Consider the following 22,344-nt stretch of genomic DNA (forward strand, 5'->3'; position numbering starts at 1 on the left):
GGTTATAAGATGAGCTTTTTTAAAAAATTAAAAGAGAAAATCACAAAACAGACAGATTCCGTATCTGAAAAGTTTAAGGACGGCCTTGAAAAAACGAGAAACTCCTTTCAAAACAAAGTGAATGATCTCGTGTCCCGTTACCGTAAAATTGATGAGGACTTCTTCGAAGAGCTTGAAGAGGTCCTGATCAGTGCTGATGTCGGTTTTACAACGGTTATGGAGCTGATAGACGAGCTCAAAAAAGAAGTGAAACGCAGAAATATTCAAGATCCGCAGGAAGTGCAGTCTGTTATTTCTGAGAAGCTGGTGGAGATTTATAACAGCGGAGACGAACAAATTTCTGAGCTGAACATTCAGGAAGGGCGTTTAAATGTCATTCTCCTAGTCGGCGTAAATGGAGTCGGCAAAACGACAACGATCGGAAAGCTTGCTCATAAACTAAAGCAAGAAGGAAAGTCTGTTGTACTCGCTGCCGGAGACACTTTCAGAGCAGGAGCGATTGAACAGCTTGAAGTATGGGGAGAACGTACGGGTGTGCCTGTCATTAAGCAGGCGGCCGGCAGCGATCCTGCGGCTGTCATCTATGATGCTGTTCACGCTGCCAAAGCGAGAGAAGCCGATGTATTGATTTGTGATACGGCAGGGCGTCTTCAAAATAAGGTAAACCTGATGAAGGAGCTCGAAAAGGTGAAGCGCGTTATCGAAAGAGAAGTGCCTGAAGCGCCTCATGAGGTGCTGCTCGCCCTTGATGCCACCACTGGACAAAACGCAATGGCACAGGCGAAGGAGTTCTCTAAAGCAACAAACGTTACAGGAATTGCTTTAACAAAGCTTGACGGCACTGCAAAAGGCGGCATTGTCCTTGCAATTCGCAACGAGCTTCATATTCCGGTTAAATTAGTCGGTTTAGGAGAAAAAGTTGATGATCTTCAGGAGTTTGACGCTGAATCTTACGTATACGGGCTCTTTTCAGATTTAGTGGAAAAAGCGGAGGATTAAAAAGACAGACAGCCCCCAAAAGCCTTGGGGGCTGTTTTGTTATCGTCTCACTTGATAGGCGAAATGATAAAGGCTGTTATCAGTGGATAGCAATCTCGCATCACCTGAATAAACCCTGAATGGAATAATGTCATAGTAATGAACGGAAACAGATGTGTAATACGTGTAGTATCCAGCAGCAGGTCCTAAATACATCGGAACGTTAAACTTTCCGTTTTCATCAGTTGTTCCCGCAGCTGTCTGTGTTGTATTCCCGACTTTTGTATCTGCTTCGAAGCTGACTGGTGTGTTTGGCACTGGCGCTCCTTTTTCGTCGAGCAATGTACCGCTTATCGTAATATTGTACTTGACTCGCCAAAATTGGCCCTGTCCGTAATTGATTTTACCGTACACGCCTCCGTCCGTGCTAATATTTGAGATGGAGGCCTTATAAGGGGCTCCGGCCGCAGCTGCTTGCTGGGCGGGAAAAATAAATGGTAACACGGCAGCCAAGCATAACATAACCAATAAACCGATTTTTTTCATGAGAATCCTCCTTTAAAATAGGGATCATATACAATATCGGAATAAATTAGATGATGTTTAGATAATATTGGAAAAAGTGATCGTTGCTTTGACAAGATAAAAACTTGACACTCACATTAAAACCATGTAAACTAAGTTATCGTAAAGGGATTTGACTTAACAAAGGGGAGAGCTCATATGTCGCTCGAAAAGACAACGAGAATGAATTATCTGTTTGATTTTTATCAGTCGTTGTTGACGTCTAAACAGAAGAGCTATATGTCTCTTTATTATTTGGACGATTTCTCCCTTGGCGAAATAGCCGAAGAGTATGAGGTTTCAAGACAAGCTGTTTATGATAACATCAAACGAACAGAAGCGATGCTTGAACAATATGAAGAAAAGCTGCTCCTTTTGAAAAAGTTTCAGGAGCGTAAAGAGATGTTTAATAAGCTGAAGGAGCTTGCTTCCGGTACTGAAGAAAAGGAAGAAATTACAGCTCTGATTGAAGCGCTTGAGAAATTAGATTAGGAGGCGGCAAACTATGGCATTTGAAGGATTAGCCGACCGACTGCAGCAGACGATTTCTAAAATCCGCGGAAAAGGGAAAGTCAGCGAACAAGATGTAAAAGATATGATGCGTGAGGTTCGTCTTGCGCTGCTTGAGGCTGACGTTAACTTTAAAGTAGTCAAGGATTTTGTCAAAAAAGTAAGTGAACGCGCTGTAGGCCAAGACGTCATGAAAAGTCTGACGCCCGGCCAGCAGGTCATTAAAGTCGTTAAAGAGGAACTGACTGAGCTGATGGGCGGCGAAGAGAGCAAAATCGCCGTTGCGAAGCGGCCGCCGACTGTTATTATGATGGTCGGTCTCCAGGGTGCCGGTAAAACGACAACGAGCGGTAAGCTTGCAAATCTGCTGCGCAAAAAGCATAATCGCAAACCGATGCTGGTTGCTGCCGATATTTACCGTCCTGCTGCAATCAAGCAGCTGGAAACGCTAGGCAAGCAGCTCGACATGCCTGTTTTTTCCCTTGGTGATCAGGTCAGCCCTGTAGAAATAGCCAAGCAGGCTATCGAAAAAGCCAAGGAAGAACACTATGATTATGTCATTTTGGATACAGCAGGCCGTTTGCATATCGACCATGAGCTTATGGATGAACTCACCCAAGTGAAAGAAATCGCGAATCCGGAAGAAATCTTTCTGGTTGTCGATTCAATGACCGGGCAGGATGCCGTGAATGTAGCCAAAAGCTTTAACGAACAGCTCGGTTTAACCGGTGTTGTGTTAACGAAGCTTGATGGAGACACGCGCGGGGGTGCTGCACTTTCCATTCGTGCGGTGACAAACACGCCGATTAAATTCGCCGGTTTAGGCGAAAAGCTTGATGCATTAGAAGCATTCCATCCTGAACGCATGGCATCAAGGATTCTCGGCATGGGTGACGTGTTAACATTGATTGAAAAAGCTCAGGCAACCGTCGATGAAGACAAGGCCAAAGAGCTGGAACAAAAAATGAGAACAATGAGCTTCACATTGGATGATTTTCTGGAGCAGCTCGGACAGGTCAGAAACATGGGGCCTTTGGATGAGCTTCTGCAAATGATGCCGGGTGCAGGTAAGATGAAAGGCTTGAAAAATATTCAAGTTGATGAAAAGCAGCTGAATCATGTGGAAGCGATCATTAAATCGATGACCGTTCTTGAAAAAGAACAGCCGGATATCATTAATGCCAGCCGGCGCAAGCGGATTGCGAAAGGAAGCGGGACGTCCGTGCAGGAAGTCAACCGTCTGCTTAAGCAGTTTGACGAAATGAAAAAAATGATGAAGCAGATGACAAACATGTCAAAAGGAAAGAAAAAAGGATTTAAGTTACCTTTTATGTAATCGGTTATACATGATAAAACCGTTGTTAAGAAAAAACACTTTACAAACACTTTTATCATTGTTAATATACTATCTTGTTGAAATATTTTCGGAGGTGCTAGTAAAATGGCAGTAAAAATTCGTTTAAAACGTATGGGAGCAAAAAAATCTCCTTTCTATCGTATTGTTGTAGCAGATTCTCGTTCACCGCGTGACGGCCGTTTCATCGAAACAGTCGGCACTTACAACCCGGTTGCAAAACCAGCGGAAGTAAAAATCGATGAAGAGCTTGCTCTTAAATGGCTTCAAACTGGAGCGAAACCATCTGATACAGTTCGCAACTTGTTCTCTAGCCAAGGAATCATGGAAAAATTCCACAACGCTAAACAAGGCAAGTAATGACTGATCAACACTTGGAAGATTTGATTGTCACGATTGTGACGCCGCTTGTTGATCATCCAGATGACATTCGGGTCATAAGAGAAGAAACCGATCAAAAGATTGCGCTGCGCTTATCTGTTCATAAGTCAGATACCGGTAAAGTTATCGGGAAGCAAGGCCGGACTGCAAAAGCGATTCGAACAGCTGTATTTGCAGCTGGCGCACAGTCTTCTAAGAAAGTTCAATTTGAAATATTTGACTAAAAGGGAGAGGGCCGGCACCTCCCCTTTTTTTACACGCAAAAAACGGGTAAACTGATAGAAGATAAGACAAGATAGAAAAGTCTGGTCTTGAAAAAGTTTTAAAAGCAGGGAGCTTGGTGCGATGCAAATTATTCACCGTGTAGCCGTTATGCAAGTCTTAACCGAGCGCAGCAAAGAAAAGCTTTTATCTACTTTCACAGAAAAGAAGCAAATGCTTGAACGAGAATGCAGCCAGCTCTATTTTCAGCTTAGAAAACATGAAAAAGAACAGCAGAACCCAGATGTAATTGAACAATTTAAAAAGGCAATAGAAAAACGAAAAGATAATATGAAAATGATCGATTTTCAAATTACCCAAGTACATACATTACCGCTTGGCAGTGAAATGAAAGAAAAGGAAATCGATGCGCTGCTGACCATTGAAGTCGGAGATGACTGGCATGAGAAAACAGCAGCAAACACCATCGTCATAAAAGACGGAACAGTAATTGAAATTCGCCAGAGGTGATCATATGACAAAGCGATGGTTTAATGTCGGTAAAATTGTAAATACCCACGGAATTAAAGGTGAGGTGCGGGTCATTTCAAAAACGGATTTTGCCGAAGAACGGTACAAGCCGGGCAACACGCTGTATTTGTTTATGGACGGACGCCAAGAACCGATAGAGGTAACGGTAAACACGTACAGGCTGCATAAGCAATTTCATCTGCTGCAGTTTAAAGAAAGACAAAGCCTGAATGAAGTAGAGGAACTGAAAAACGCCATCATCAAAGTTCCTGAAGAGGATTTGGGTGAGCTGAATGAAGGAGAATTTTATTTCCACGAAATTATCGGCTGTGAAGTTTTTACCGAAGAAGGCGAACTGATCGGAAAGGTGAAAGAAATTTTAACACCGGGAGCCAATGATGTATGGGTAATCGGTCGTAAAGGTAAAAAAGACGCGCTGATCCCTTACATTGAATCAGTCGTCAAACAGATTGATGTCAGCGAAAAGAAAATTGAGATTCAACTCATGGAAGGATTAATAGACGAATGAAAATCGATTTTTTGACGCTGTTTCCTGAAATGTTTGAAGGGGTGCTCGGTTCATCCATTCTTCAAAAAGCCCAAGAAAAAGAAGCAGTGCAGTTCCAGATCGTCAATTTCCGGGAGTATTCTGATAACAAGCATAATACAGTGGATGATTATCCTTACGGCGGCGGAGCAGGTATGGTTCTGAAGCCTCAGCCTGTTTTTGACGCGGTTGAGGATCTGGCCTCAAAAGCCGACAGTCCGCCGCGCGTTATCCTTGTCTGCCCGCAAGGTGAGCGTTTCATCCAAAAAAAAGCCGAGGAATTGGCAAAGGAAGAGCATTTGCTGTTTATCTGCGGCCATTATGAAGGCTATGATGAGCGAATCCGCGAGCATTTGGTGACAGATGAAATATCAATTGGCGACTTCGTTCTGACAGGCGGTGAGCTGCCTGCGATGATGATTGCTGACAGTGTCGTCAGGCTGCTTCCGGGTGTGCTTGGCAAAGAGGCTTCCCACATAGAGGATTCGTTCAGTACGGGGCTCTTGGAGCATCCGCATTATACAAGACCGGCAGATTATAAAGGTTTAAAAGTGCCTGAAACACTTCTATCAGGAAACCATGCTAAAATCAAAGAATGGCGGAATAAAGAATCGATCAGAAGAACCTATTTAAGACGCCCGGATCTTCTGAAAGACTATCCGCTTACAGAGCAAGAAAGAAAATGGATTTCTGAATGGGAAAAAGAATAGATTTTATTGCATAGGCTATGAAATTGTGATAAGATACTACTTGTGGCTTGAACGGGCTTATCCGTTGAAGCTTGAAAACGATGTTCCGCTGTGCCGGGTTTTGAGGCCAAGAGCATCTGTTGGAAGGAGTTGAAAACGATGCAAAAACTAATTGAAGATATCACAAAAGAACAGCTTCGTACTGATCTTCCTACGTTCCGTCCTGGTGACACTTTACGTGTACACGTAAAAGTTGTTGAGGGTAACCGTGAGCGTATCCAGATCTTTGAAGGTGTTGTGATTAAGCGTCGTGGTGGTGGAATCAGCGAAACGTTCACAGTTCGTAAGATTTCTTACGGTGTTGGCGTTGAACGTACTTTCCCTGTACACACACCAAAAATCGCGAAAATCGAAGTTGTACGTTACGGTAAAGTACGCCGTGCTAAGCTTTACTACCTGCGTGAACTTCGCGGAAAAGCGGCTCGTATTAAAGAAATCAGACGATAATGATAACGAACGAAAAGAGCTTGTTACCAGTAACAAGCTCTTTTTTTATACAGAATTTGAAAATGCCGGTCAGGCATCGTAAAATACATAAAGAACAACTAAGAATCTTGCACACTCAGAAGATAAAGGCGGTGTTCGTGTCACATGACAATCCAATGGTTCCCTGGCCATATGGCAAAGGCAAGACGGGAAGTAACCGAAAAATTAAAATTAATCGATATTGTATATGAATTGGTAGATGCCAGAATCCCGATGTCATCAAGAAACCCAATGATTGAAGACATCTTAAAAAATAAGCCGAGAATTATGCTGTTAAATAAAGCTGACAAAGCAGATGCGGCAGTTACACAGCAGTGGAAAGAGCACTTTGAGAACCAAGGAATCCGCTCTCTGTCCATTAATTCTGTAAACGGCCAAGGATTAAATCAAATTGTTCCGGCTTCAAAAGATATCCTGCAGGAGAAATTTGACCGGATGAGAGCAAAAGGTGTAAAGCCAAGAGCGATCCGGGCGCTGATCATCGGCATTCCGAACGTCGGAAAATCAACGCTTATCAACCGGCTGGCAAAGAAAAACATTGCGAAAACCGGAGACAGACCCGGTATCACAACATCTCAGCAATGGGTCAAAGTCGGGAAAGAATTGGAGCTTTTAGACACTCCGGGGATTTTATGGCCTAAATTTGAGGACGAGCTTGTCGGGTTGAGGCTGGCAGTCACGGGGGCTATTAAAGACTCGATTATCAATCTTCAGGATGTTGCCGTGTTTGGCCTCCGTTTTCTCGAAGAACATTATCCTGAACGGCTTAAAGAACGCTACGGGCTCGATGAGATACCTGAAGACATCGCGGAGCTGTTTGATGCAATAGGTGAAAAACGCGGCTGCCTCATGAGCGGTGGGCTTATTAACTACGATAAAACGACTGAAGTGATCATTCGTGATATCCGCACAGAAAAGTTCGGGAGGCTGTCATTCGAACAGCCGACGATGTAAAGACGCGCAGAAATGCGGGTCTTTATTTTTTCCTGACAGGACCGATACATACAGTAAGGGAGAAGAGAAAGTGAATACATTAACCGTAAAAGACATTAGAGACCGTCTGCAAGAGGTAAGAGATGACCAGGACCCATTTCTTGCCCAGTGTGAAAATGATCCGAGAAAAAGCGTACAAGCGCTTGTAGAGCAATGGCTGAAAAAGCACGCAAAGGAAAAAGCGCTAAAAGAACAGTGGGTGAATATGACCTCCTATGAAAGGCTTGCGAGAAACAAGGGGTTTCGTTTTATTGCAGGAGTAGACGAAGTAGGCCGGGGCCCATTGGCAGGACCGGTTGTCGCCAGCGCAGTCATCCTGCCTGAGGAATGCGAAATACTTGGGCTCACAGACTCAAAAAAGCTTACAGAAAAAAAGCGTGAGGAATATTACGATCTCATTATGAAAGAAGCTGTGGCAGTCGGCATAGGAATTGTAGAAGCAGCTGTTATTGATGAGATCAATATTTATGAAGCCTCAAAATTGGCAATGGTCGAAGCAATCCGCGATTTGTCCGATACACCCGATTATTTGCTCGTTGACGCGATGACACTGCCGCTCGATACGTCTCAGTCTTCAATTATAAAAGGTGATGCCAAGAGCGTGTCTATCGCAGCAGGTGCGTGTATTGCGAAAGTAACGAGAGACCGGATGATGAGCGCATACGCCGAAAAGTATCCGCAGTACGGCTTTGATAAAAATAAAGGCTATGGGACAAAAGAGCATCTTGAAGCGCTCGCAGCTTATGGACCGACCGACTTGCACCGGAAAACTTTCGCTCCTGTTCAATCTTACAGATAATCTAATGGACAAGGAGGCACCTTTTGAAAATGAACATACGAAATGATGTACAGCAGGCGCTCAAAAACCTTTTTGGAAACACTGCAGCTCCGCAGGAAACATCACATACAACCGACGAATCAAATGCCGTAAAGCGTCTCCTTTTAGGGAAAGTGCTTCGTTTATTAGGGGACCAGCATGCACTGATCCAAGTAGGGAATCAAACGATTCAAGGCAAACTTGAAACCCAGCTTCGTCCTCAGGCGTATTACTGGTTTTCCTACGAAAAAAAACCAGCGGAACAGACAGGCCGTCTCCAGGTTGTGCAAAGCTTTGACCAAAATCCCAAAACCATTCAGGATGCAGCGGGCAAGCTTCTAAACGCTATTTCAGTGAAGCCGTCAAACGCATCCCTTATGATGGCTGGCGCAATGCTGAAAAGCAAAACACCCATCACAGAAAATGATATCAAAACAGCCGTCCGCTGGATGGACACGCTGCCTGCGACAGACACAAAAAAAGCCATCGAAACAGTTTTATCTGCCTTAAAGCGGGATCTCCCCGTTCACCCCGATGTTTTGAGCGGAGTTCATGCTGTCAAATCGCCTGTACCGCTCCATCAGCACCTATCTCAGCTGATTCAGGCTATTCATCAAAATCCTCAGCCGAGCCAGGCGCTGACAAAGCTAAAAGAAGCCGTTACGGCACTTTTTAATAGCGAAACAGATGTCCATGCAGAACGTCTTATCGAGAAGCTTATCTCGTTAACGGATCATAACAGAGCTGCCTCTTCAGTCAGCACAGCTGGAAACCGGGAGCTTAGCGCAGCAGACGGCTCCGCAGGAAAGGCAAACTGGGCGCCTGCAAACCCGCAGGAGCAGCAGCGAAACACACGAGACGGTGCCGCTAAAACTGTCTCAGACATTTCAATGAAAGAAGCAGGAAGGCTGCTGGCCACACTGACGGAAGCTGCGGATAAAAACGGCAATCCAATCGTAAAAGAAGCAGCGAATTGGATAAAGGCTGTTGTTTCCTCTAGTCAAAATAAGCCTGAGGCAGCAGCATCTGCTTTGCAGGCCGCGCAAGTCACGGATCAAGAAGCAGAAGTGTTTTTAAAGGCTGTTCAGCAAACAGCTCCTAATTTGGCGGATAAGGCAGATGTTCTTTCTTTCTTATCCAAAGTGAAAATGGCAATAGGCGCTCGAGATGAGCTTGCATTTATTAAAGCGTTAGAACAAGGTGCCGCAGTGCTGCCTGATGATATTCAATCAGTTAAGATGGCTCTTCATGCTGCCAGAGCGTCACGTGAGTTAGCGGAACCTGTCAAACAGGAAGCGGATCAGCTCTTCCATAAATTAAACGGTCAGCTTCTCATGCAGCAGGATCATCCTTCCTACAGCCAAATTGTGATGTCATTTCCGATGTTTTCAAAATCGGGGATTCAGGACATGACTGTTCTGTTTAAAGGACAAAAAGAAGCGGATGGAAAGCTCGATCCTTCCCATTGCCGGCTCTTGTTTTTACTGCAATTGGATACGTTAAAAGAAACAGTTGTCGACTGCCTGATACAGCAGCAAGTCATGACGATTACAATTGAGACGGACTTTGAACTTCAGCCGGCAATCGATCCGATGGTGCCCGCCCTCAAGCAATCGCTCAAAGAAATGGGCTACAGTCTTTCAGGGGTTAACGCTAAAAAACGCCTTCAATCTGATGAAAAGGCTACTATTGATCAATACATAACAAGCATCAGTGATCAGGGAGTGGATGTGAAAATATGAACGAGCAAACGCCTTTAAGAAAAGCTATAGCTCTCCATTATGACGAAAAAAAAGACAAGGCGCCAAGAGTAATTGCAACCGGGAAGGGCCATGTTGCTGACAACATTATCAAAGAAGCTAAAAAGGCGGGGGTCCCGATCCAAGAAGATCGGACCCTTGTCGAATTAATGCGCCATTTGACTGTGGATGACCAGATCCCGGAAGCACTTTATGAAACGGTAGCCGAGATTTTTTCTTTCATTTACAGATTGGACGAAAGTGTAAAAAATAAAAAATAGCTAAAATATTCCCCATTCTCCGCTTGAAATTTATGTTTTTAATAAAATAAAAGTTTGAATGTTTAGAAGGATTTTAAGATTTTGCATCGAACTCTAGACAACTCTTCCAGTATTATATAGAATGAAAGCGCAGTCTATTTTTAGTTTTGTTACATAAGTTAGGAGGATGGGAAATGAATATCCATGAGTACCAGGGAAAAGAAGTCCTCAGAAAATATGGGGTGTCTGTTCCTGAAGGTAAAGTGGCTTTTACAGCAGAAGAAGCAGTTGAAAAAGCAAAGAGCTTATCCAGCTCGGTTTATGTCGTAAAGGCTCAAATTCATGCTGGCGGTCGAGGCAAAGCTGGTGGGGTAAAAATAGCAAAATCATTAGACGAAGTAAAAGCGTATGCCGAAGAACTTTTAGGTAAGACCCTCGTTACGCATCAGACGGGTCCGGACGGGCAAGTAATAAAACGCTTACTTATTGAAGAAGGCTGCGATATTAAAAAGGAATACTATGTGGGATTAGTGCTTGACCGTGCCACTTCAAGAATTGTTCTGATGGCCTCTGAAGAAGGCGGAACAGAAATTGAAGAAGTAGCAGAGAAAACACCGGAAAAAATCAAAAAGGCTGTCATTGATCCGGCTGTTGGCCTCCAAGGCTATCAAGCTAGAGAAATTGCATTCGCTATCAATATTCCAAAAGAGCTTGTGGGGAAAGCTGCTAAATTTATGCTTGGACTATACAAAGCGTTTGTTGAGAAAGACTGCTCAATCGCCGAAATCAATCCTCTCGTTGTAACTGGAGACGGGAATGTGATGGCGCTTGATGCGAAACTAAATTTTGACAGCAACGCATTATACAGACAAAAAGATATTATGGAATACAGAGATTTGGACGAAGAAGATCCAAAAGAAATTGAAGCCTCTAAATACGATCTGAGCTACATTTCCCTTGATGGAAATATCGGATGCATGGTAAACGGCGCTGGACTAGCAATGTCCACGATGGATATCATTAAACATTATGGAGGAGAACCGGCCAACTTCCTTGATGTCGGGGGCGGCGCAACCGCAGAAAAAGTCACGGAAGCATTTAAAATCATTCTTTCTGATCAAAATGTTAAAGGGATTTTCGTCAACATTTTCGGAGGCATTATGAAATGTGATGTCATCGCAGAAGGGGTTGTTGAAGCGACAAGACAAGTCGGTTTAACATTGCCGCTTGTCGTCCGTCTTGAAGGAACAAACGTGGATCTAGGGAAGAAAATCCTTAGTGAATCAGGATTAAATATTACATCTGCGGAATCCATGGCTGACGGCGCGCAGAAAATCGTATCTTTAGTATAGGAAAGAATGAAAGGCAGGGGACCAAATAATGAGTGTTTTTATCAATAAAGATACAAGAGTTATTGTACAAGGGATTACAGGTTCTACCGCTTTATTCCATACGAAGCAGATGCTTGAATACGGCACAAATATCGTGGGCGGTGTGACACCTGGAAAAGGCGGAACAGAAGTGGAAGGGGTACCTGTATTTAATACAGTGGCTGATGCAGTTCATACGACTGGCGCAAATGCGTCTGTTATCTATGTTCCGGCACCGTTTGCATCTGATGCAATTATGGAAGCGGTAGATGCGGAGCTTGATCTGGTCATTTGCATCACAGAGCATATCCCGGTTTTAGATATGGTAAAAGTGAAACGCTTCATGGAAGGCAAGAAAACGAGATTAATAGGACCGAACTGTCCTGGCGTCATTACGCCTGATGAATGTAAAATCGGCATTATGCCCGGATATATCCATAAAAAGGGTCATGTAGGCGTTGTATCGCGTTCAGGAACATTAACATACGAAGCAGTGCATCAGCTGTCAGAAGCGGGTGTAGGACAGTCTACAGCCGTTGGAATCGGCGGCGATCCTGTAAATGGAACCAACTTCATTGACGTTTTAAAAGCGTTTAACGAAGATCCTGAAACACACGCTGTCATCATGATCGGCGAAATCGGCGGTACAGCTGAAGAGGAAGCTGCTGAGTGGGTAAAAGCCAACATGACAAAACCGGTAGTCGGATTCATTGGCGGTAAAACAGCACCTCCAGGGAAACGAATGGGACATGCAGGCGCCATCATTTCCGGCGGAAAAGGCACGGCTGATGAAAAAATCAAAACACTTAATGAATGCGGAATCGAAGTTGCAGAGACACCTTCTGTCATGGGAGAAACATTAATTAAAGTGTTGAAAGAAAAGAATTTATTTGAAACGTGCAAAACTCATTAATAGAGAAGGGACAGCCATCTTGGCTGTTCCTGCTTTTGCTGTTAAAAGGAGGTTCTCATATTGGATCAGGCCGCTGCCTGTTTAATCACTTGCAGAATCAACCAATTACTACCCCCGTCTCTTCTATTAAAATGGTGGAAAGCTGATCCGTCAATGTCACTGACAAATCCTTCATGTGCATTAGAAACAGCTTCACGCGGCAAAGTAAGGGCTGCGGCTCTAAAAAATAAAATAGAAGAACAATATCCAAAACTTCAGCATTTACTCTCTGTATATCATCAGCAAGGCATTAATGTCATCCCAATATCCTCAGATCAATATCCATTCTGGCTGAAAACCATTTATGATCCGCCTCCCGTGCTGTTTGCAAAAGGTGATATATCTCTTCTTTCTCAAGGGAGAAAAATAGGAATTGTAGGTACGAGACATCCGACAGCTTATGGAATTCGGGTTGTCAATCATCTTACAATAGAGCTTTGCCATAAAAAGTGGGTGATTGTCAGCGGGCTGGCGTCTGGGATTGACGGATTGTCCCATGCTGCAAGTATTAAGGCGAAGGGGCGGACAATCGGAGTCATCGCAGGCGGATTTCAGAACATTTATCCTCGAGAAAATCTTCAATTAGCAGAACACATGGCTAAACACCATCTTCTTCTGTCAGAGCATCCACCTGAAACCAAACCCCAAAAATGGCATTTCCCTATGAGAAACCGTATCATCAGCGGGTTAAGTGAGGGCATTATTGTTGTGCAGGGCAAAGAAAAAAGCGGTTCTTTGATTACCGCATACCAAGCGCTGGAACAAGGGAGAGAAGTATTTGCCGTACCCGGTTCTGTATTTGATCCTTACGCCGGAGGTCCTATAAAATTGATTCAAGAGGGGGCTAAAGCCATATGGTCTGCAGAGGATATTTATGCAGAGCTTCCTGAGAAAAACGTTCAATATACGGAACCCTTTTGAATTATCGTTTGACAAACAGCATTGTAATATTTAATAATAGTGAGGATTTAAAGTTGCATATTGTTTTCTATTTAAATAATCGTTCATCATAAAGAATGAAATGTTGAAAGCCAAATAAAGACAGCTGCAAATATAAAATAAAATTTGAAATACTTGAAGAGAGAGAACACCTCTTGAGGGGGATGAAAATGTCTGATTATCTAGTCATCGTGGAATCGCCCGCTAAGGCGAAAACGATTGAACGTTACTTAGGTAAAAAATATAAAGTGAAAGCATCAATGGGACATGTCCGGGATCTTCCAAAAAGTCAAATGGGAGTTGACATAGAACAAAATTTCGAACCGAAATATATAACCATTCGAGGTAAAGGTCCGGTACTAAAAGAGCTGAAAACGGCTGCCAAAAAAGCTAAAAAAGTTTATCTCGCAGCCGACCCCGACAGAGAAGGGGAAGCGATTGCATGGCACTTGGCCCACAGCCTTGATCTGGATCTTCATTCAGACTGCCGTGTTGTGTTTAACGAAATTACGAAAGATGCAATTAAAGAATCATTTAAGCATCCCCGTATGATCAATATGGATTTGGTGGATGCACAGCAGGCGAGACGTATATTAGACAGGCTCGTCGGATATAAAATCAGCCCGATTCTTTGGAAAAAAGTCAAAAAAGGACTCAGCGCTGGCCGTGTTCAATCTGTTGCCCTCCGGTTAATTATTGATCGTGAAAAGGAAATTAACGACTTTAAGCCAGAGGAATATTGGACAATAGACGGCACGTTCTTAAAAGGACAGGAGACGTTTGAAGCGGGCTTTTTCGGTAAAAACGGCAAAAAACTTCCTTTAAAGAGTGAAGCGGATGTAAAGGACATACTTTCTCAGCTCAAAGGCAATAAGTATACAGTTGAAAAAGTAACTAAAAAGGAACGTAAACGTAATCCGGCCTTGCCATTTACAACTTCCACCCTTCAGCAGGAAGCAGCGCGTAAGCTCAATTTCAGGGCGAAGAAAACGATGATGATTGCGCAGCAATTATATGAAGGAATTGATCTTGGAAAAGAAGGAACTGTCGGTCTGATTACGTATATGAGAACGGATTCAACACGTATTTCCAATACAGCAGTTGATGAAGCAGCAGCGTTTATTGATCAAACGTACGGAAAAGAGTACTTAGGCGGCAAAAGAAAGCCCGCTAAAAAGAATGAAAATGCTCAGGATGCCCACGAAGCGATCCGTCCGACGTCGGTTCTCAGAAAACCAAGCGAATTAAAAGCAGTCCTTGGTAGAGATCAGCTGAGACTGTATAAATTAATTTGGGAGCGCTTTGTTGCCAGCCAAATGGCATCTGCTGTTTTAGATACAATGAGTGTTGATTTGACAAACAACGGTTTGACTTTTCGTGCAAACGGAAGTAAAGTCAAGTTTTCCGGGTTTATGAAAGTGTATGTTGAAGGCAAAGACGATCAATTGGAAGAAAAAGACCGGATGCTGCCTGACTTGCAAGAGGGAGACACTGTTTTATCTAAGGACATAGAACCGGAACAGCATTTTACCCAGCCGCCTCCGCGCTATACTGAGGCCCGTTTGGTTAAAACGCTTGAAGAACTCGGGATCGGCCGTCCTTCCACTTATGCTCCGACGCTTGATACGATTCAGCGGCGCGGGTACGTTGGTTTGGATAATAAACGGTTTGTTCCCACAGAATTAGGGCAGATCGTGCTTGAGCTGATCATGGAATTTTTCCCTGAAATCATAAACGTTGAGTTTACGGCAAAAATGGAAAAAGACCTTGATAATGTTGAGGAAGGCAATATAGAATGGGTACAGATTATTGATAACTTCTATACCGATTTTGAAAAGCGCGTGAAAAAAGCCGAATCAGAAATGAAGGAAGTTGAAATTGAACCAGAATATGCCGGAGAAGATTGTGAATTATGCAGTTCTCCTATGGTGTATAAAATGGGCCGATACGGTAAATTCTTAGCTTGCTCCAATTTCCCCGATTGCCGGAATACAAAGCCGATTGTCAAACAAATCGGTGTGAAGTGTCCGAGCTGCGGAGAAGGAAATATTGTTGAGCGAAAATCGAAAAAGAAACGGGTTTTTTACGGCTGTGACCGTTATCCGGACTGTGAATTCGTTTCCTGGGACAAACCAATTGAACGAAAATGTCCGAAATGCGGAAAAATGCTTGTTGAGAAAAAGCTCAAAAAAGGCATACAAGTCCAATGCGTGGAATGCGATTATAAGGAAGAACCACAGAAGTAGCGGTGAGCAGGGTCTTGCTCACCTTCTTTGTGTGTTAAAAGAAGACAATGAATAATAAACTAGGAGATGTGAAAGATGAACCAACAAACAGTGAATGTAATCGGAGCCGGACTCGCAGGCAGTGAAGCGGCGTGGCAGCTTGCCAAACGGGGGATTCAAGTCAGATTATATGAAATGCGCCCAGTCAAACAGACACCTGCCCATCATACTGATAAATTTGCAGAACTGGTATGCAGCAACTCTTTACGCTCCAATACACTTGCTAACGCTGTAGGTGTACTAAAAGAAGAAATGCGTGCACTTGATTCAGCAATTATTGCTGCGGCTGACGAATGCTCAGTGCCTGCCGGCGGCGCACTCGCGGTAGACCGGCATGAATTTGCGGCAAGTGTTACAAACCGGGTGAAAAACCATCCCAACGTTACCGTCGTTAATGAAGAAGTAACAGAAATACCTGAAGGACCAACGATTATCGCAACTGGTCCGTTAACTTCAGAATCATTGTCTGCACAGTTAAAAGAGCTTACTGGAGAGGACTATTTATACTTCTATGATGCAGCGGCGCCTATCGTAGAGAAAGACAGCCTTGACATGGATAAAGTGTATTTGAAATCCCGTTATGACAAGGGAGAAGCGGCTTATCTAAACTGCCCGATGACAGAAGAAGAGTTTGACCGTTTTCATGAAGCTTTGACATCAGCGGAAACTGTGCCGTTAAAAGAGTTTGAAAAAGAGATTTTCTTTGAAGGCTGCATGCCGATTGAAGTAATGGCAAAACGAGGAAAGAAAACAATGCTTTTCGGACCGATGAAGCCAGTGGGATTAGAGCATCCTGTTACCGGAAAACGTCCATATGCAGTCGTTCAGCTCAGACAGGATGATGCGGCGGGAACTCTCTATAATATTGTAGGATTCCAAACTCATTTAAAATGGGGAGACCAAAAGGAAGTCCTCAAATTGATTCCCGGACTTGAAAATGTGGAAATCGTCAGATACGGTGTTATGCACAGAAATACATTCATTAATTCTCCAAGCTTGTTAAAGCCGACTTACCAATTTAAAAAACGGAACGATTTGTTCTTCGCAGGACAAATGACGGGAGTAGAAGGATATGTGGAATCGGCTGCTTCTGGACTTGTAGCAGGTATTAATGCGGCTAAACTCGTTTTAGGAGAAGAGCTTGTCACTTTTCCTCAGGAAACAGCAATAGGCAGTATGGCTCACTATATTACAACAACAAACCAGAAGAACTTCCAGCCGATGAATGCAAACTTTGGGCTTTTGAAAGATTTGCCTGTTAAAATTAAAAATAAAAAAGAGCGTAATGAACAGTACGCAAATCGGGCGATCGAGACAATTCAAACAATTTCGAAAACAATATAGGTATTGATTGCAACTTGATCGCGATTTGTGATACCATTTAAAAGCCCTTCCTGGGGAGGTATTTGGCATGGAGAATGTTAAGAATTTCGTAAAGTTATTCGTTGAATATTTACAAATTGAAAAAAATTATTCACAATATACTATTGTGAATTATGTGGATTCAATTGAAGAATTCGAGACTTTCCTGCGCGTTCAAGGTATAAATGGATTTGAAGAAGTTGCATATCAAGATACTAGAATTTTTTTGACGGAAGCCTATGAAAAGGGTTTATCGAGAAGAACAATCAGCAAAAAAATTTCTGCATTGAGAAGCTTTTACAAATTTCTGATGCGAGAAAAGCTTGTTGATGATAATCCGTTCCAGCTTGTTCATCTGCCGAAACAAGAGAAACGGATACCGAAGTTTCTATATCAAAAAGAGCTTGAGGAACTGTTTGAAGTTTCAGATATAAGCAAGCCGACCGGCATGAGGGATCAAGCGCTATTAGAGCTTCTCTATGCCACCGGAATGAGGGTCAGTGAATGCTCTTCCATAAGTGTTCATGATCTTGATTTATTTATGGATACAGTGCTTGTTCACGGGAAAGGCAAGAAGCAGCGTTATATCCCTTTTGGGTCTTACGCCCGCGAAGCGTTGAAGTTATATATGAATAGCGGAAGACAGTGCTTGCTGAAAAAAGCAAAAGAACCTCATGATCTATTATTCGTGAATCAAAGAGGCGGACCGCTTACAGCTCGAGGCATTAGACACATTTTAAGCGGGCTTGTCAAAAAAGCGTCCGGCACTTTACATATCCATCCGCATATGCTTCGACATACGTTCGCCACTCATCTATTAAACGAAGGAGCAGATTTGAGGAGCGTTCAAGAACTGCTCGGGCATTCCAATCTGTCTTCGACACAGATATACACGCACGTTTCGAAGGAAATGTTGAGAAACACATATATGTCTCACCATCCAAGAGCTTTTAAGAAAAATTAAAGGAGGCCCTTTATGTCATCTTTTCATGCGACCACAATCTTTGCAGTACAGCATAAGGGACGAAGCGCAATGTCCGGAGACGGTCAAGTTACATTTGGTCAGGCTGTTGTAATGAAACATACTGCGAGAAAAGTAAGAAAACTGTTTAACGGCAAGGTTCTCGCAGGATTTGCGGGATCTGTTGCAGACGCTTTCACTCTATTCGAAAAGTTCGAAGCGAAACTTGAAGAATATAATGGCAACTTAAAACGAGCTGCTGTTGAGCTTGCAAAGGAATGGCGAAGCGACAAAGTGCTTAGAAAGCTTGAAGCCATGCTGATCGTTATGAATCAAGATACCTTGCTTCTCGTGTCGGGAACTGGTGAGGTTATCGAGCCGGATGACGGCATTCTGGCAATTGGATCAGGCGGCAATTACGCTTTGGCAGCCGGAAGAGCGCTGAAAAAGCATGCCGGGGAGAGCATGACTGCAAGTGAGATTGCTAGAGCTGCGCTGGAAACAGCGGGCGAAATTTGTGTATACACGAACGATCAAATCATACTGGAAGAGCTTGAATAGAAAGGACTTGAGGCGCATGGAAAAAAAACCGTTAACACCAAGACAGATTGTAGATCGGTTAGACCAATACATCGTCGGTCAGCAAAACGCGAAAAAAGCTGTCGCCGTGGCATTAAGAAACCGCTATAGAAGAAGTCTCCTGGATGAAAAGCTGAAAGACGAGGTCGTTCCGAAAAACATTTTAATGATGGGGCCTACCGGGGTAGGGAAAACTGAAATTGCCAGACGAATCGCTAAGCTTTCAGGTGCGCCATTTATCAAAATTGAAGCAACAAAATTTACAGAAGTCGGCTATGTAGGCAGAGACGTTGAATCAATGGTCAGAGACCTTGTAGAAACTTCTGTTCGTCTTATAAAGGAAGAAAAAATCAACGAAGTGAAGGAACAGGCAGAAGAAAATGCAAATAAACGCATTGTTCGCCTGTTAGTTCCAGGGAAGAAAAAACAATCAGGCGTTAAAAACCCGTTTGAAATGTTTTTCGGCGGCAGCCAGCCAAACGGCGAGGACGAAACGGAAAGCCAGGAAGAAGCAAACATTGAAGAAAAAAGAAAACGCATGGCTCATCAGCTGGCATTAGGAGAGCTCGAAGACCACTATGTTACTGTAGAAGTTGAAGAGCAGCAGCCTTCTATGTTTGACATGCTGCAGGGCTCGGGTATGGAGCAGATGGGCATGAATATGCAGGATGCACTGAGCGGATTGATGCCAAAGAAAAAGAAACGCCGTAAAATGACAGTCAGAGAAGCCAGAAAAGTCCTGACGAATGAAGAGGCAAGCAAACTCATTGATATGGATGAAGTCAGCCAGGAAGCTGTCCATCGGGCAGAAGAGAGCGGAATTATCTTTATCGACGAGATTGATAAAATTGCAAAAAACGGTGGCGCGTCATCTTCAGCTGATGTATCAAGAGAAGGTGTTCAGCGTGATATTCTCCCAATCGTTGAGGGTTCTACCGTTGTCACTAAATACGGTTCAGTTAAAACAGACCATGTATTGTTTATTGCAGCGGGAGCATTTCATATGGCCAAACCGTCTGATCTGATTCCTGAACTGCAAGGGCGTTTTCCAATTCGTGTAGAACTGAGCAAACTGACGGTTGACGATTTCGTGAGAATTTTGGTTGAACCCGATAACGCGCTCTTGAAACAATATCAGGCATTATTGCAGACAGAGGGTATATCTCTTGAATTTTCTGACGAAGCTATTCATAAGATTGCTGAAGTCGCCTATCATGTGAACCAGGAAACAGATAATATCGGTGCGAGACGCCTTCATACAATACTCGAACGTCTGTTAGAAGATCTCTCTTTTGAAGCTCCGGATGTAACAATGGAGAAAATAACGATTACACCGCAGTATGTGGAAGAAAAACTCGGAACGATAGCTAAAAACAAAGATTTAAGTCAATTTATATTGTGAAAATTTAATAAGAGGAATGTTTAGGAGGATCATTTATCATGGCTTTATTACAAAAAACAAGAATTATTAACTCCATGCTGCAAGCTGCGGCAGGGAAACCGGTTAACTTTAAAGAAATGGCGGAAACGCTTCGGGATGTAATTGATTCCAATATTTTCGTTGTAAGCCGCAGAGGAAAACTTCTCGGCTACTCTATCAACCAGCAAATTGAAAATGACCGTATGAAAAAAATGCTTGAGGATCGCCAATTCCCAGAGGAATATACGAAGAATCTGTTCAACGTCCCTGAAACATCTTCTAACCTGGACATCAATAGTGAGTACACTGCTTTCCCTGTTGAAAACAGAGACTTGTTCCAAGCTGGTTTAACAACAATTGTGCCGATCATCGGAGGCGGAGAAAGATTAGGTACACTCATTCTTTCACGTTTACAGGATCAATTTAATGATGATGATTTAATTCTTGCTGAATACGGCGCTACAGTTGTCGGAATGGAAATTCTGAGAGAAAAAGCAGAAGAAATTGAAGAAGAAGCAAGAAGCAAAGCTGTCGTACAAATGGCAATCAGCTCTCTTTCTTATAGTGAGCTTGAAGCAATTGAACACATCTTTGAAGAGCTTGACGGAAACGAAGGTCTCCTTGTTGCAAGTAAGATTGCAGACCGTGTCGGCATTACCCGCTCAGTTATTGTTAACGCACTCAGAAAGCTTGAAAGCGCCGGTGTAATTGAGTCAAGATCATTAGGAATGAAGGGTACTTATATCAAAGTGCTGAACAACAAATTCCTGATTGAATTAGAAAACCTGAAATCCCATTAATGAAAAGAAGAACCCCTTTTTTAAGGGGTTCTTCTTTTCGTTCAAATAAAGGAAATCAATAAGCTTTATTTCCTGGGTGAAAAGTCTTTCTTTGTAATAATTTTAATAAAGTTTATTATTTTCTTCATAAAAACAGAAAAATGACGAAATAAATGGGGAAAATACAGAAATTAAGCTATTTTCAGCCTTATATAAATGTAAAAAATGTAGTTCAAATAATCTAGGACTATGTACCTAGTTATAAAATAGATATATATGAGGACATTTTTTTACACGAACTTCATAGACTTTATGCCTGTTATTTCTTACAATAAGCATATGGTTTTACAAATCTCGACAAGGATATTGAGGGTGAAAAAAACTGAAATGGAGGTAAGTGGATTTGAGCTTATTTTCTGGAACGATACAAAATCTTGAAAATGCCTTGGGCAGAGCGAATATTAAGCAAAAAGTCATAACTAATAATATTGCTAATATAGATACACCGAACTATAAGGCGAAAAAAGTCTCTTTCCAAAATTTATTGAATCAAGAATCCTCTCGTCTCGAATCTATAAAAACAGACTATCGGCATGTTGATTTTTCTGATGCTGATTCAAATTATTCAATTGTAACGAGCGGAGATACATCTTATCAGCAAAACGGAAATAACGTTGACGTTGACAAAGAGATGACAGAACTAGCTGAAAATCAGATTAACTATCAAGCTTTAGTTGAAAGAATGAACGGCAAATTCAATTCTCTGAAGACCGTGTTAACAGGAGGAAAATAATGATAGCTTTTCAAAGCTTAAATGTTTCAGCATCAGCTTTAACAGCTCAGCGCCTCAGAATGGATGTTGTATCGTCTAACTTGGCGAATATGGATACGACAAGAGCCAAGCAGGTAAACGGTGAGTGGGTGCCTTACAGAAGGAAAATGGTTTCGCTTCAGTCAAAAGGTGAATCGTTCTCATCGATTTTGAATTCTAAAATGAGCGGAAGCGGCAATGTCGGAAATGGGGTAAAGGTTACAAAAATCACTGAAGATAACTCTGATTTTAATCTGGTCTATGATCCGACTGACCCTGATGCAAACGCTGAAGGATATGTTCAAAAGCCAAATGTTGATCCATTAAAAGAAATGGTTGATCTTGTCAGCAGTACGAGATCATATGAGGCCAATGTCACAGCAATGAATGCCTCAAAGGGAATGCTGATGAAGGCTCTAGAAATCGGAAAGTAAGGTGATGAATGTGATCAATGCAATTTCTCCTTTTCAGGTTCAAAATACTCAAAACACTCAAAATGCAACAAATCAATTAAACAATAGCCAAAAAACAGACTCTTCAAATCAAACAAGCTTTTCGGAGCTTTTAAAAAACTCTATAAGTTCGTTAAATGAGTCCCAAGTAGCTTCTGACAATATGACTAATGCCTTGGCTGCAGGAAAAGATGTGAATCTTGATGAGGTCATGATCGCCGCTCAAAAAGCAAGCATCTCTCTGACTGCTGCAACTGAGTTCCGCAACAAAGCTGTGGAAGCATACCAGGAGATTATGAGAATGCAAATGTAGGGGGTCTGACG

General features: G+C 42.7%; 26 protein-coding genes. 25 read left to right on the forward strand and 1 reads right to left on the reverse strand.

Going from position 1 to position 22,344, the window contains the following annotated elements; genetic code table 11:
* Positions 1-9: 9 nt before the first annotated feature.
* A complete protein-coding gene (gene ftsY / locus P3L57_RS08570; protein WP_044155917.1) occupies positions 10-999 on the forward strand; it encodes a signal recognition particle-docking protein FtsY in 990 nt (329 codons plus the stop codon).
* A 39-nt stretch (positions 1,000-1,038) separates the two neighbouring features.
* On the opposite strand, the gene P3L57_RS08575 is transcribed toward ftsY, so the two are convergent.
* Positions 1,039-1,524 (reverse strand): Ig-like domain-containing protein, encoded by a 486-nt coding sequence (locus P3L57_RS08575; RefSeq protein ID WP_044155916.1) that lies wholly within the window; start codon positions 1,522-1,524, stop codon positions 1,039-1,041.
* A 177-nt stretch (positions 1,525-1,701) separates the two neighbouring features.
* On the opposite strand from P3L57_RS08575, the gene P3L57_RS08580 reads away from it, so the two are divergent.
* The 24 genes from P3L57_RS08580 (at position 1,702) to fliE (ending at position 22,333) form a co-directional block, all read left to right on the forward strand.
* Entirely contained in the window at positions 1,702-2,034 is a 333-nt protein-coding gene (locus P3L57_RS08580; protein ID WP_044155914.1) for a putative DNA-binding protein, read from the forward strand.
* Between the two features lie 13 nt (positions 2,035-2,047).
* A complete protein-coding gene (ffh, locus tag P3L57_RS08585) occupies positions 2,048-3,388 on the forward strand; it encodes a signal recognition particle protein (RefSeq protein WP_044155913.1) in 1,341 nt (446 codons plus the stop codon).
* A gap of 105 nt (positions 3,389-3,493) precedes the next feature.
* Complete coding sequence (gene rpsP, locus P3L57_RS08590) at positions 3,494-3,766, forward strand: 30S ribosomal protein S16 (protein WP_003220815.1); 273 nt, start codon at positions 3,494-3,496, stop codon at positions 3,764-3,766.
* On the forward strand, positions 3,766-4,011 hold the full coding sequence (locus tag P3L57_RS08595) for a KH domain-containing protein (RefSeq protein ID WP_024121381.1): 246 nt from the start codon (positions 3,766-3,768) through the stop codon (positions 4,009-4,011). Before rpsP ends, P3L57_RS08595 begins: the two co-directional genes overlap by 1 nt.
* 121 nt (positions 4,012-4,132) lie before the next feature.
* Complete coding sequence (locus tag P3L57_RS08600) at positions 4,133-4,519, forward strand: YlqD family protein (protein ID WP_024121382.1); 387 nt, start codon at positions 4,133-4,135, stop codon at positions 4,517-4,519.
* Positions 4,520-4,523: 4 nt separating this feature from the next.
* Entirely contained in the window at positions 4,524-5,048 is a 525-nt protein-coding gene (gene rimM / locus P3L57_RS08605; protein WP_044155911.1) for a ribosome maturation factor RimM, read from the forward strand.
* Positions 5,045-5,776, forward strand: coding sequence for a tRNA (guanosine(37)-N1)-methyltransferase TrmD (gene trmD / locus P3L57_RS08610; RefSeq protein WP_069486519.1), 732 nt, complete (start codon positions 5,045-5,047; stop codon positions 5,774-5,776). Before rimM ends, trmD begins: the two co-directional genes overlap by 4 nt.
* 138 nt (positions 5,777-5,914) lie before the next feature.
* Positions 5,915-6,262 (forward strand): 50S ribosomal protein L19, encoded by a 348-nt coding sequence (gene rplS / locus P3L57_RS08615; protein WP_010334229.1) that lies wholly within the window; start codon positions 5,915-5,917, stop codon positions 6,260-6,262.
* 144 nt (positions 6,263-6,406) lie between these two features.
* Positions 6,407-7,255 carry a ribosome biogenesis GTPase YlqF gene (ylqF, locus tag P3L57_RS08620; RefSeq protein WP_010334231.1) on the forward strand — a complete coding sequence of 283 codons (849 nt, stop codon included), beginning with the start codon at positions 6,407-6,409 and terminating at the stop codon, positions 7,253-7,255.
* Between the two features lie 70 nt (positions 7,256-7,325).
* Positions 7,326-8,093 carry a ribonuclease HII gene (locus P3L57_RS08625; protein ID WP_059335800.1) on the forward strand — a complete coding sequence of 256 codons (768 nt, stop codon included), beginning with the start codon at positions 7,326-7,328 and terminating at the stop codon, positions 8,091-8,093.
* A gap of 29 nt (positions 8,094-8,122) precedes the next feature.
* The gene (locus P3L57_RS08630) at positions 8,123-9,853 is read left to right on the forward strand and encodes a hypothetical protein (RefSeq protein ID WP_069486629.1); all 1,731 of its coding nucleotides are present in this window, start codon (positions 8,123-8,125) and stop codon (positions 9,851-9,853) included.
* Positions 9,850-10,131: a FlhB-like flagellar biosynthesis protein gene (locus P3L57_RS08635; RefSeq protein WP_059292791.1), complete on the forward strand. Its 282-nt coding sequence runs from the start codon at positions 9,850-9,852 to the stop codon at positions 10,129-10,131. The genes P3L57_RS08630 and P3L57_RS08635 overlap by 4 nt, the downstream gene beginning before the upstream one ends.
* Positions 10,132-10,304: 173 nt before the next feature.
* Positions 10,305-11,462 carry an ADP-forming succinate--CoA ligase subunit beta gene (gene sucC, locus P3L57_RS08640; RefSeq protein WP_003238568.1) on the forward strand — a complete coding sequence of 386 codons (1,158 nt, stop codon included), beginning with the start codon at positions 10,305-10,307 and terminating at the stop codon, positions 11,460-11,462.
* A gap of 28 nt (positions 11,463-11,490) precedes the next feature.
* A complete protein-coding gene (sucD, locus tag P3L57_RS08645) occupies positions 11,491-12,393 on the forward strand; it encodes a succinate--CoA ligase subunit alpha (RefSeq protein ID WP_069486520.1) in 903 nt (300 codons plus the stop codon).
* Positions 12,394-12,453: 60 nt separating this feature from the next.
* Positions 12,454-13,353: a DNA-processing protein DprA gene (dprA, locus tag P3L57_RS08650; RefSeq protein ID WP_059335799.1), complete on the forward strand. Its 900-nt coding sequence runs from the start codon at positions 12,454-12,456 to the stop codon at positions 13,351-13,353.
* A gap of 188 nt (positions 13,354-13,541) precedes the next feature.
* Positions 13,542-15,617, forward strand: coding sequence for a type I DNA topoisomerase (topA, locus tag P3L57_RS08655; protein WP_044155905.1), 2,076 nt, complete (start codon positions 13,542-13,544; stop codon positions 15,615-15,617).
* A gap of 75 nt (positions 15,618-15,692) precedes the next feature.
* The gene (trmFO, locus tag P3L57_RS08660; protein ID WP_024121391.1) at positions 15,693-17,000 is read left to right on the forward strand and encodes an FADH(2)-oxidizing methylenetetrahydrofolate--tRNA-(uracil(54)-C(5))-methyltransferase TrmFO; all 1,308 of its coding nucleotides are present in this window, start codon (positions 15,693-15,695) and stop codon (positions 16,998-17,000) included.
* Between the two features lie 67 nt (positions 17,001-17,067).
* The gene (gene xerC / locus P3L57_RS08665) at positions 17,068-17,982 is read left to right on the forward strand and encodes a tyrosine recombinase XerC (RefSeq protein ID WP_069486521.1); all 915 of its coding nucleotides are present in this window, start codon (positions 17,068-17,070) and stop codon (positions 17,980-17,982) included.
* 12 nt (positions 17,983-17,994) lie between these two features.
* The gene (gene clpQ / locus P3L57_RS08670; RefSeq protein ID WP_014663962.1) at positions 17,995-18,540 is read left to right on the forward strand and encodes an ATP-dependent protease subunit ClpQ; all 546 of its coding nucleotides are present in this window, start codon (positions 17,995-17,997) and stop codon (positions 18,538-18,540) included.
* Between the two features lie 16 nt (positions 18,541-18,556).
* Entirely contained in the window at positions 18,557-19,960 is a 1,404-nt protein-coding gene (gene hslU, locus P3L57_RS08675) for an ATP-dependent protease ATPase subunit HslU (protein ID WP_044155901.1), read from the forward strand.
* A gap of 38 nt (positions 19,961-19,998) precedes the next feature.
* Entirely contained in the window at positions 19,999-20,778 is a 780-nt protein-coding gene (gene codY, locus P3L57_RS08680; RefSeq protein ID WP_003220850.1) for a GTP-sensing pleiotropic transcriptional regulator CodY, read from the forward strand.
* 382 nt (positions 20,779-21,160) lie between these two features.
* Entirely contained in the window at positions 21,161-21,550 is a 390-nt protein-coding gene (gene flgB, locus P3L57_RS08685; RefSeq protein WP_044155900.1) for a flagellar basal body rod protein FlgB, read from the forward strand.
* Positions 21,550-22,002 (forward strand): flagellar basal body rod protein FlgC, encoded by a 453-nt coding sequence (flgC, locus tag P3L57_RS08690; protein WP_069486522.1) that lies wholly within the window; start codon positions 21,550-21,552, stop codon positions 22,000-22,002. The genes flgB and flgC overlap by 1 nt, the downstream gene beginning before the upstream one ends.
* 10 nt (positions 22,003-22,012) lie before the next feature.
* Positions 22,013-22,333, forward strand: a complete 321-nt coding sequence (gene fliE / locus P3L57_RS08695) for a flagellar hook-basal body complex protein FliE (protein WP_024121395.1) — start codon at positions 22,013-22,015, stop codon at positions 22,331-22,333.
* Positions 22,334-22,344: the final 11 nt, after the last annotated feature.

This window comes from Bacillus sp. B28 (assembly GCF_029536185.1).
Taxonomy (GTDB): domain Bacteria; phylum Bacillota; class Bacilli; order Bacillales; family Bacillaceae; genus Bacillus; species Bacillus halotolerans.

Coding starts and splice junctions, on each gene's coding strand:
- ftsY (WP_044155917.1), top strand. CDS start 10: ATGAGCTTTTTTAAAAAATTAAAAGAGAAAATCACAAAACAGACAGAT.
- P3L57_RS08575 (WP_044155916.1), bottom strand. CDS start 1,524: ATGAAAAAAATCGGTTTATTGGTTATGTTATGCTTGGCTGCCGTGTTA.
- P3L57_RS08580 (WP_044155914.1), top strand. CDS start 1,702: ATGTCGCTCGAAAAGACAACGAGAATGAATTATCTGTTTGATTTTTAT.
- ffh (WP_044155913.1), top strand. CDS start 2,048: ATGGCATTTGAAGGATTAGCCGACCGACTGCAGCAGACGATTTCTAAA.
- rpsP (WP_003220815.1), top strand. CDS start 3,494: ATGGCAGTAAAAATTCGTTTAAAACGTATGGGAGCAAAAAAATCTCCT.
- P3L57_RS08595 (WP_024121381.1), top strand. CDS start 3,766: ATGACTGATCAACACTTGGAAGATTTGATTGTCACGATTGTGACGCCG.
- P3L57_RS08600 (WP_024121382.1), top strand. CDS start 4,133: ATGCAAATTATTCACCGTGTAGCCGTTATGCAAGTCTTAACCGAGCGC.
- rimM (WP_044155911.1), top strand. CDS start 4,524: ATGACAAAGCGATGGTTTAATGTCGGTAAAATTGTAAATACCCACGGA.
- trmD (WP_069486519.1), top strand. CDS start 5,045: ATGAAAATCGATTTTTTGACGCTGTTTCCTGAAATGTTTGAAGGGGTG.
- rplS (WP_010334229.1), top strand. CDS start 5,915: ATGCAAAAACTAATTGAAGATATCACAAAAGAACAGCTTCGTACTGAT.
- ylqF (WP_010334231.1), top strand. CDS start 6,407: ATGACAATCCAATGGTTCCCTGGCCATATGGCAAAGGCAAGACGGGAA.
- P3L57_RS08630 (WP_069486629.1), top strand. CDS start 8,123: ATGAACATACGAAATGATGTACAGCAGGCGCTCAAAAACCTTTTTGGA.
- P3L57_RS08635 (WP_059292791.1), top strand. CDS start 9,850: ATGAACGAGCAAACGCCTTTAAGAAAAGCTATAGCTCTCCATTATGAC.
- sucC (WP_003238568.1), top strand. CDS start 10,305: ATGAATATCCATGAGTACCAGGGAAAAGAAGTCCTCAGAAAATATGGG.
- sucD (WP_069486520.1), top strand. CDS start 11,491: ATGAGTGTTTTTATCAATAAAGATACAAGAGTTATTGTACAAGGGATT.
- topA (WP_044155905.1), top strand. CDS start 13,542: ATGTCTGATTATCTAGTCATCGTGGAATCGCCCGCTAAGGCGAAAACG.
- trmFO (WP_024121391.1), top strand. CDS start 15,693: ATGAACCAACAAACAGTGAATGTAATCGGAGCCGGACTCGCAGGCAGT.
- xerC (WP_069486521.1), top strand. CDS start 17,068: ATGGAGAATGTTAAGAATTTCGTAAAGTTATTCGTTGAATATTTACAA.
- clpQ (WP_014663962.1), top strand. CDS start 17,995: ATGTCATCTTTTCATGCGACCACAATCTTTGCAGTACAGCATAAGGGA.
- hslU (WP_044155901.1), top strand. CDS start 18,557: ATGGAAAAAAAACCGTTAACACCAAGACAGATTGTAGATCGGTTAGAC.
- codY (WP_003220850.1), top strand. CDS start 19,999: ATGGCTTTATTACAAAAAACAAGAATTATTAACTCCATGCTGCAAGCT.
- flgC (WP_069486522.1), top strand. CDS start 21,550: ATGATAGCTTTTCAAAGCTTAAATGTTTCAGCATCAGCTTTAACAGCT.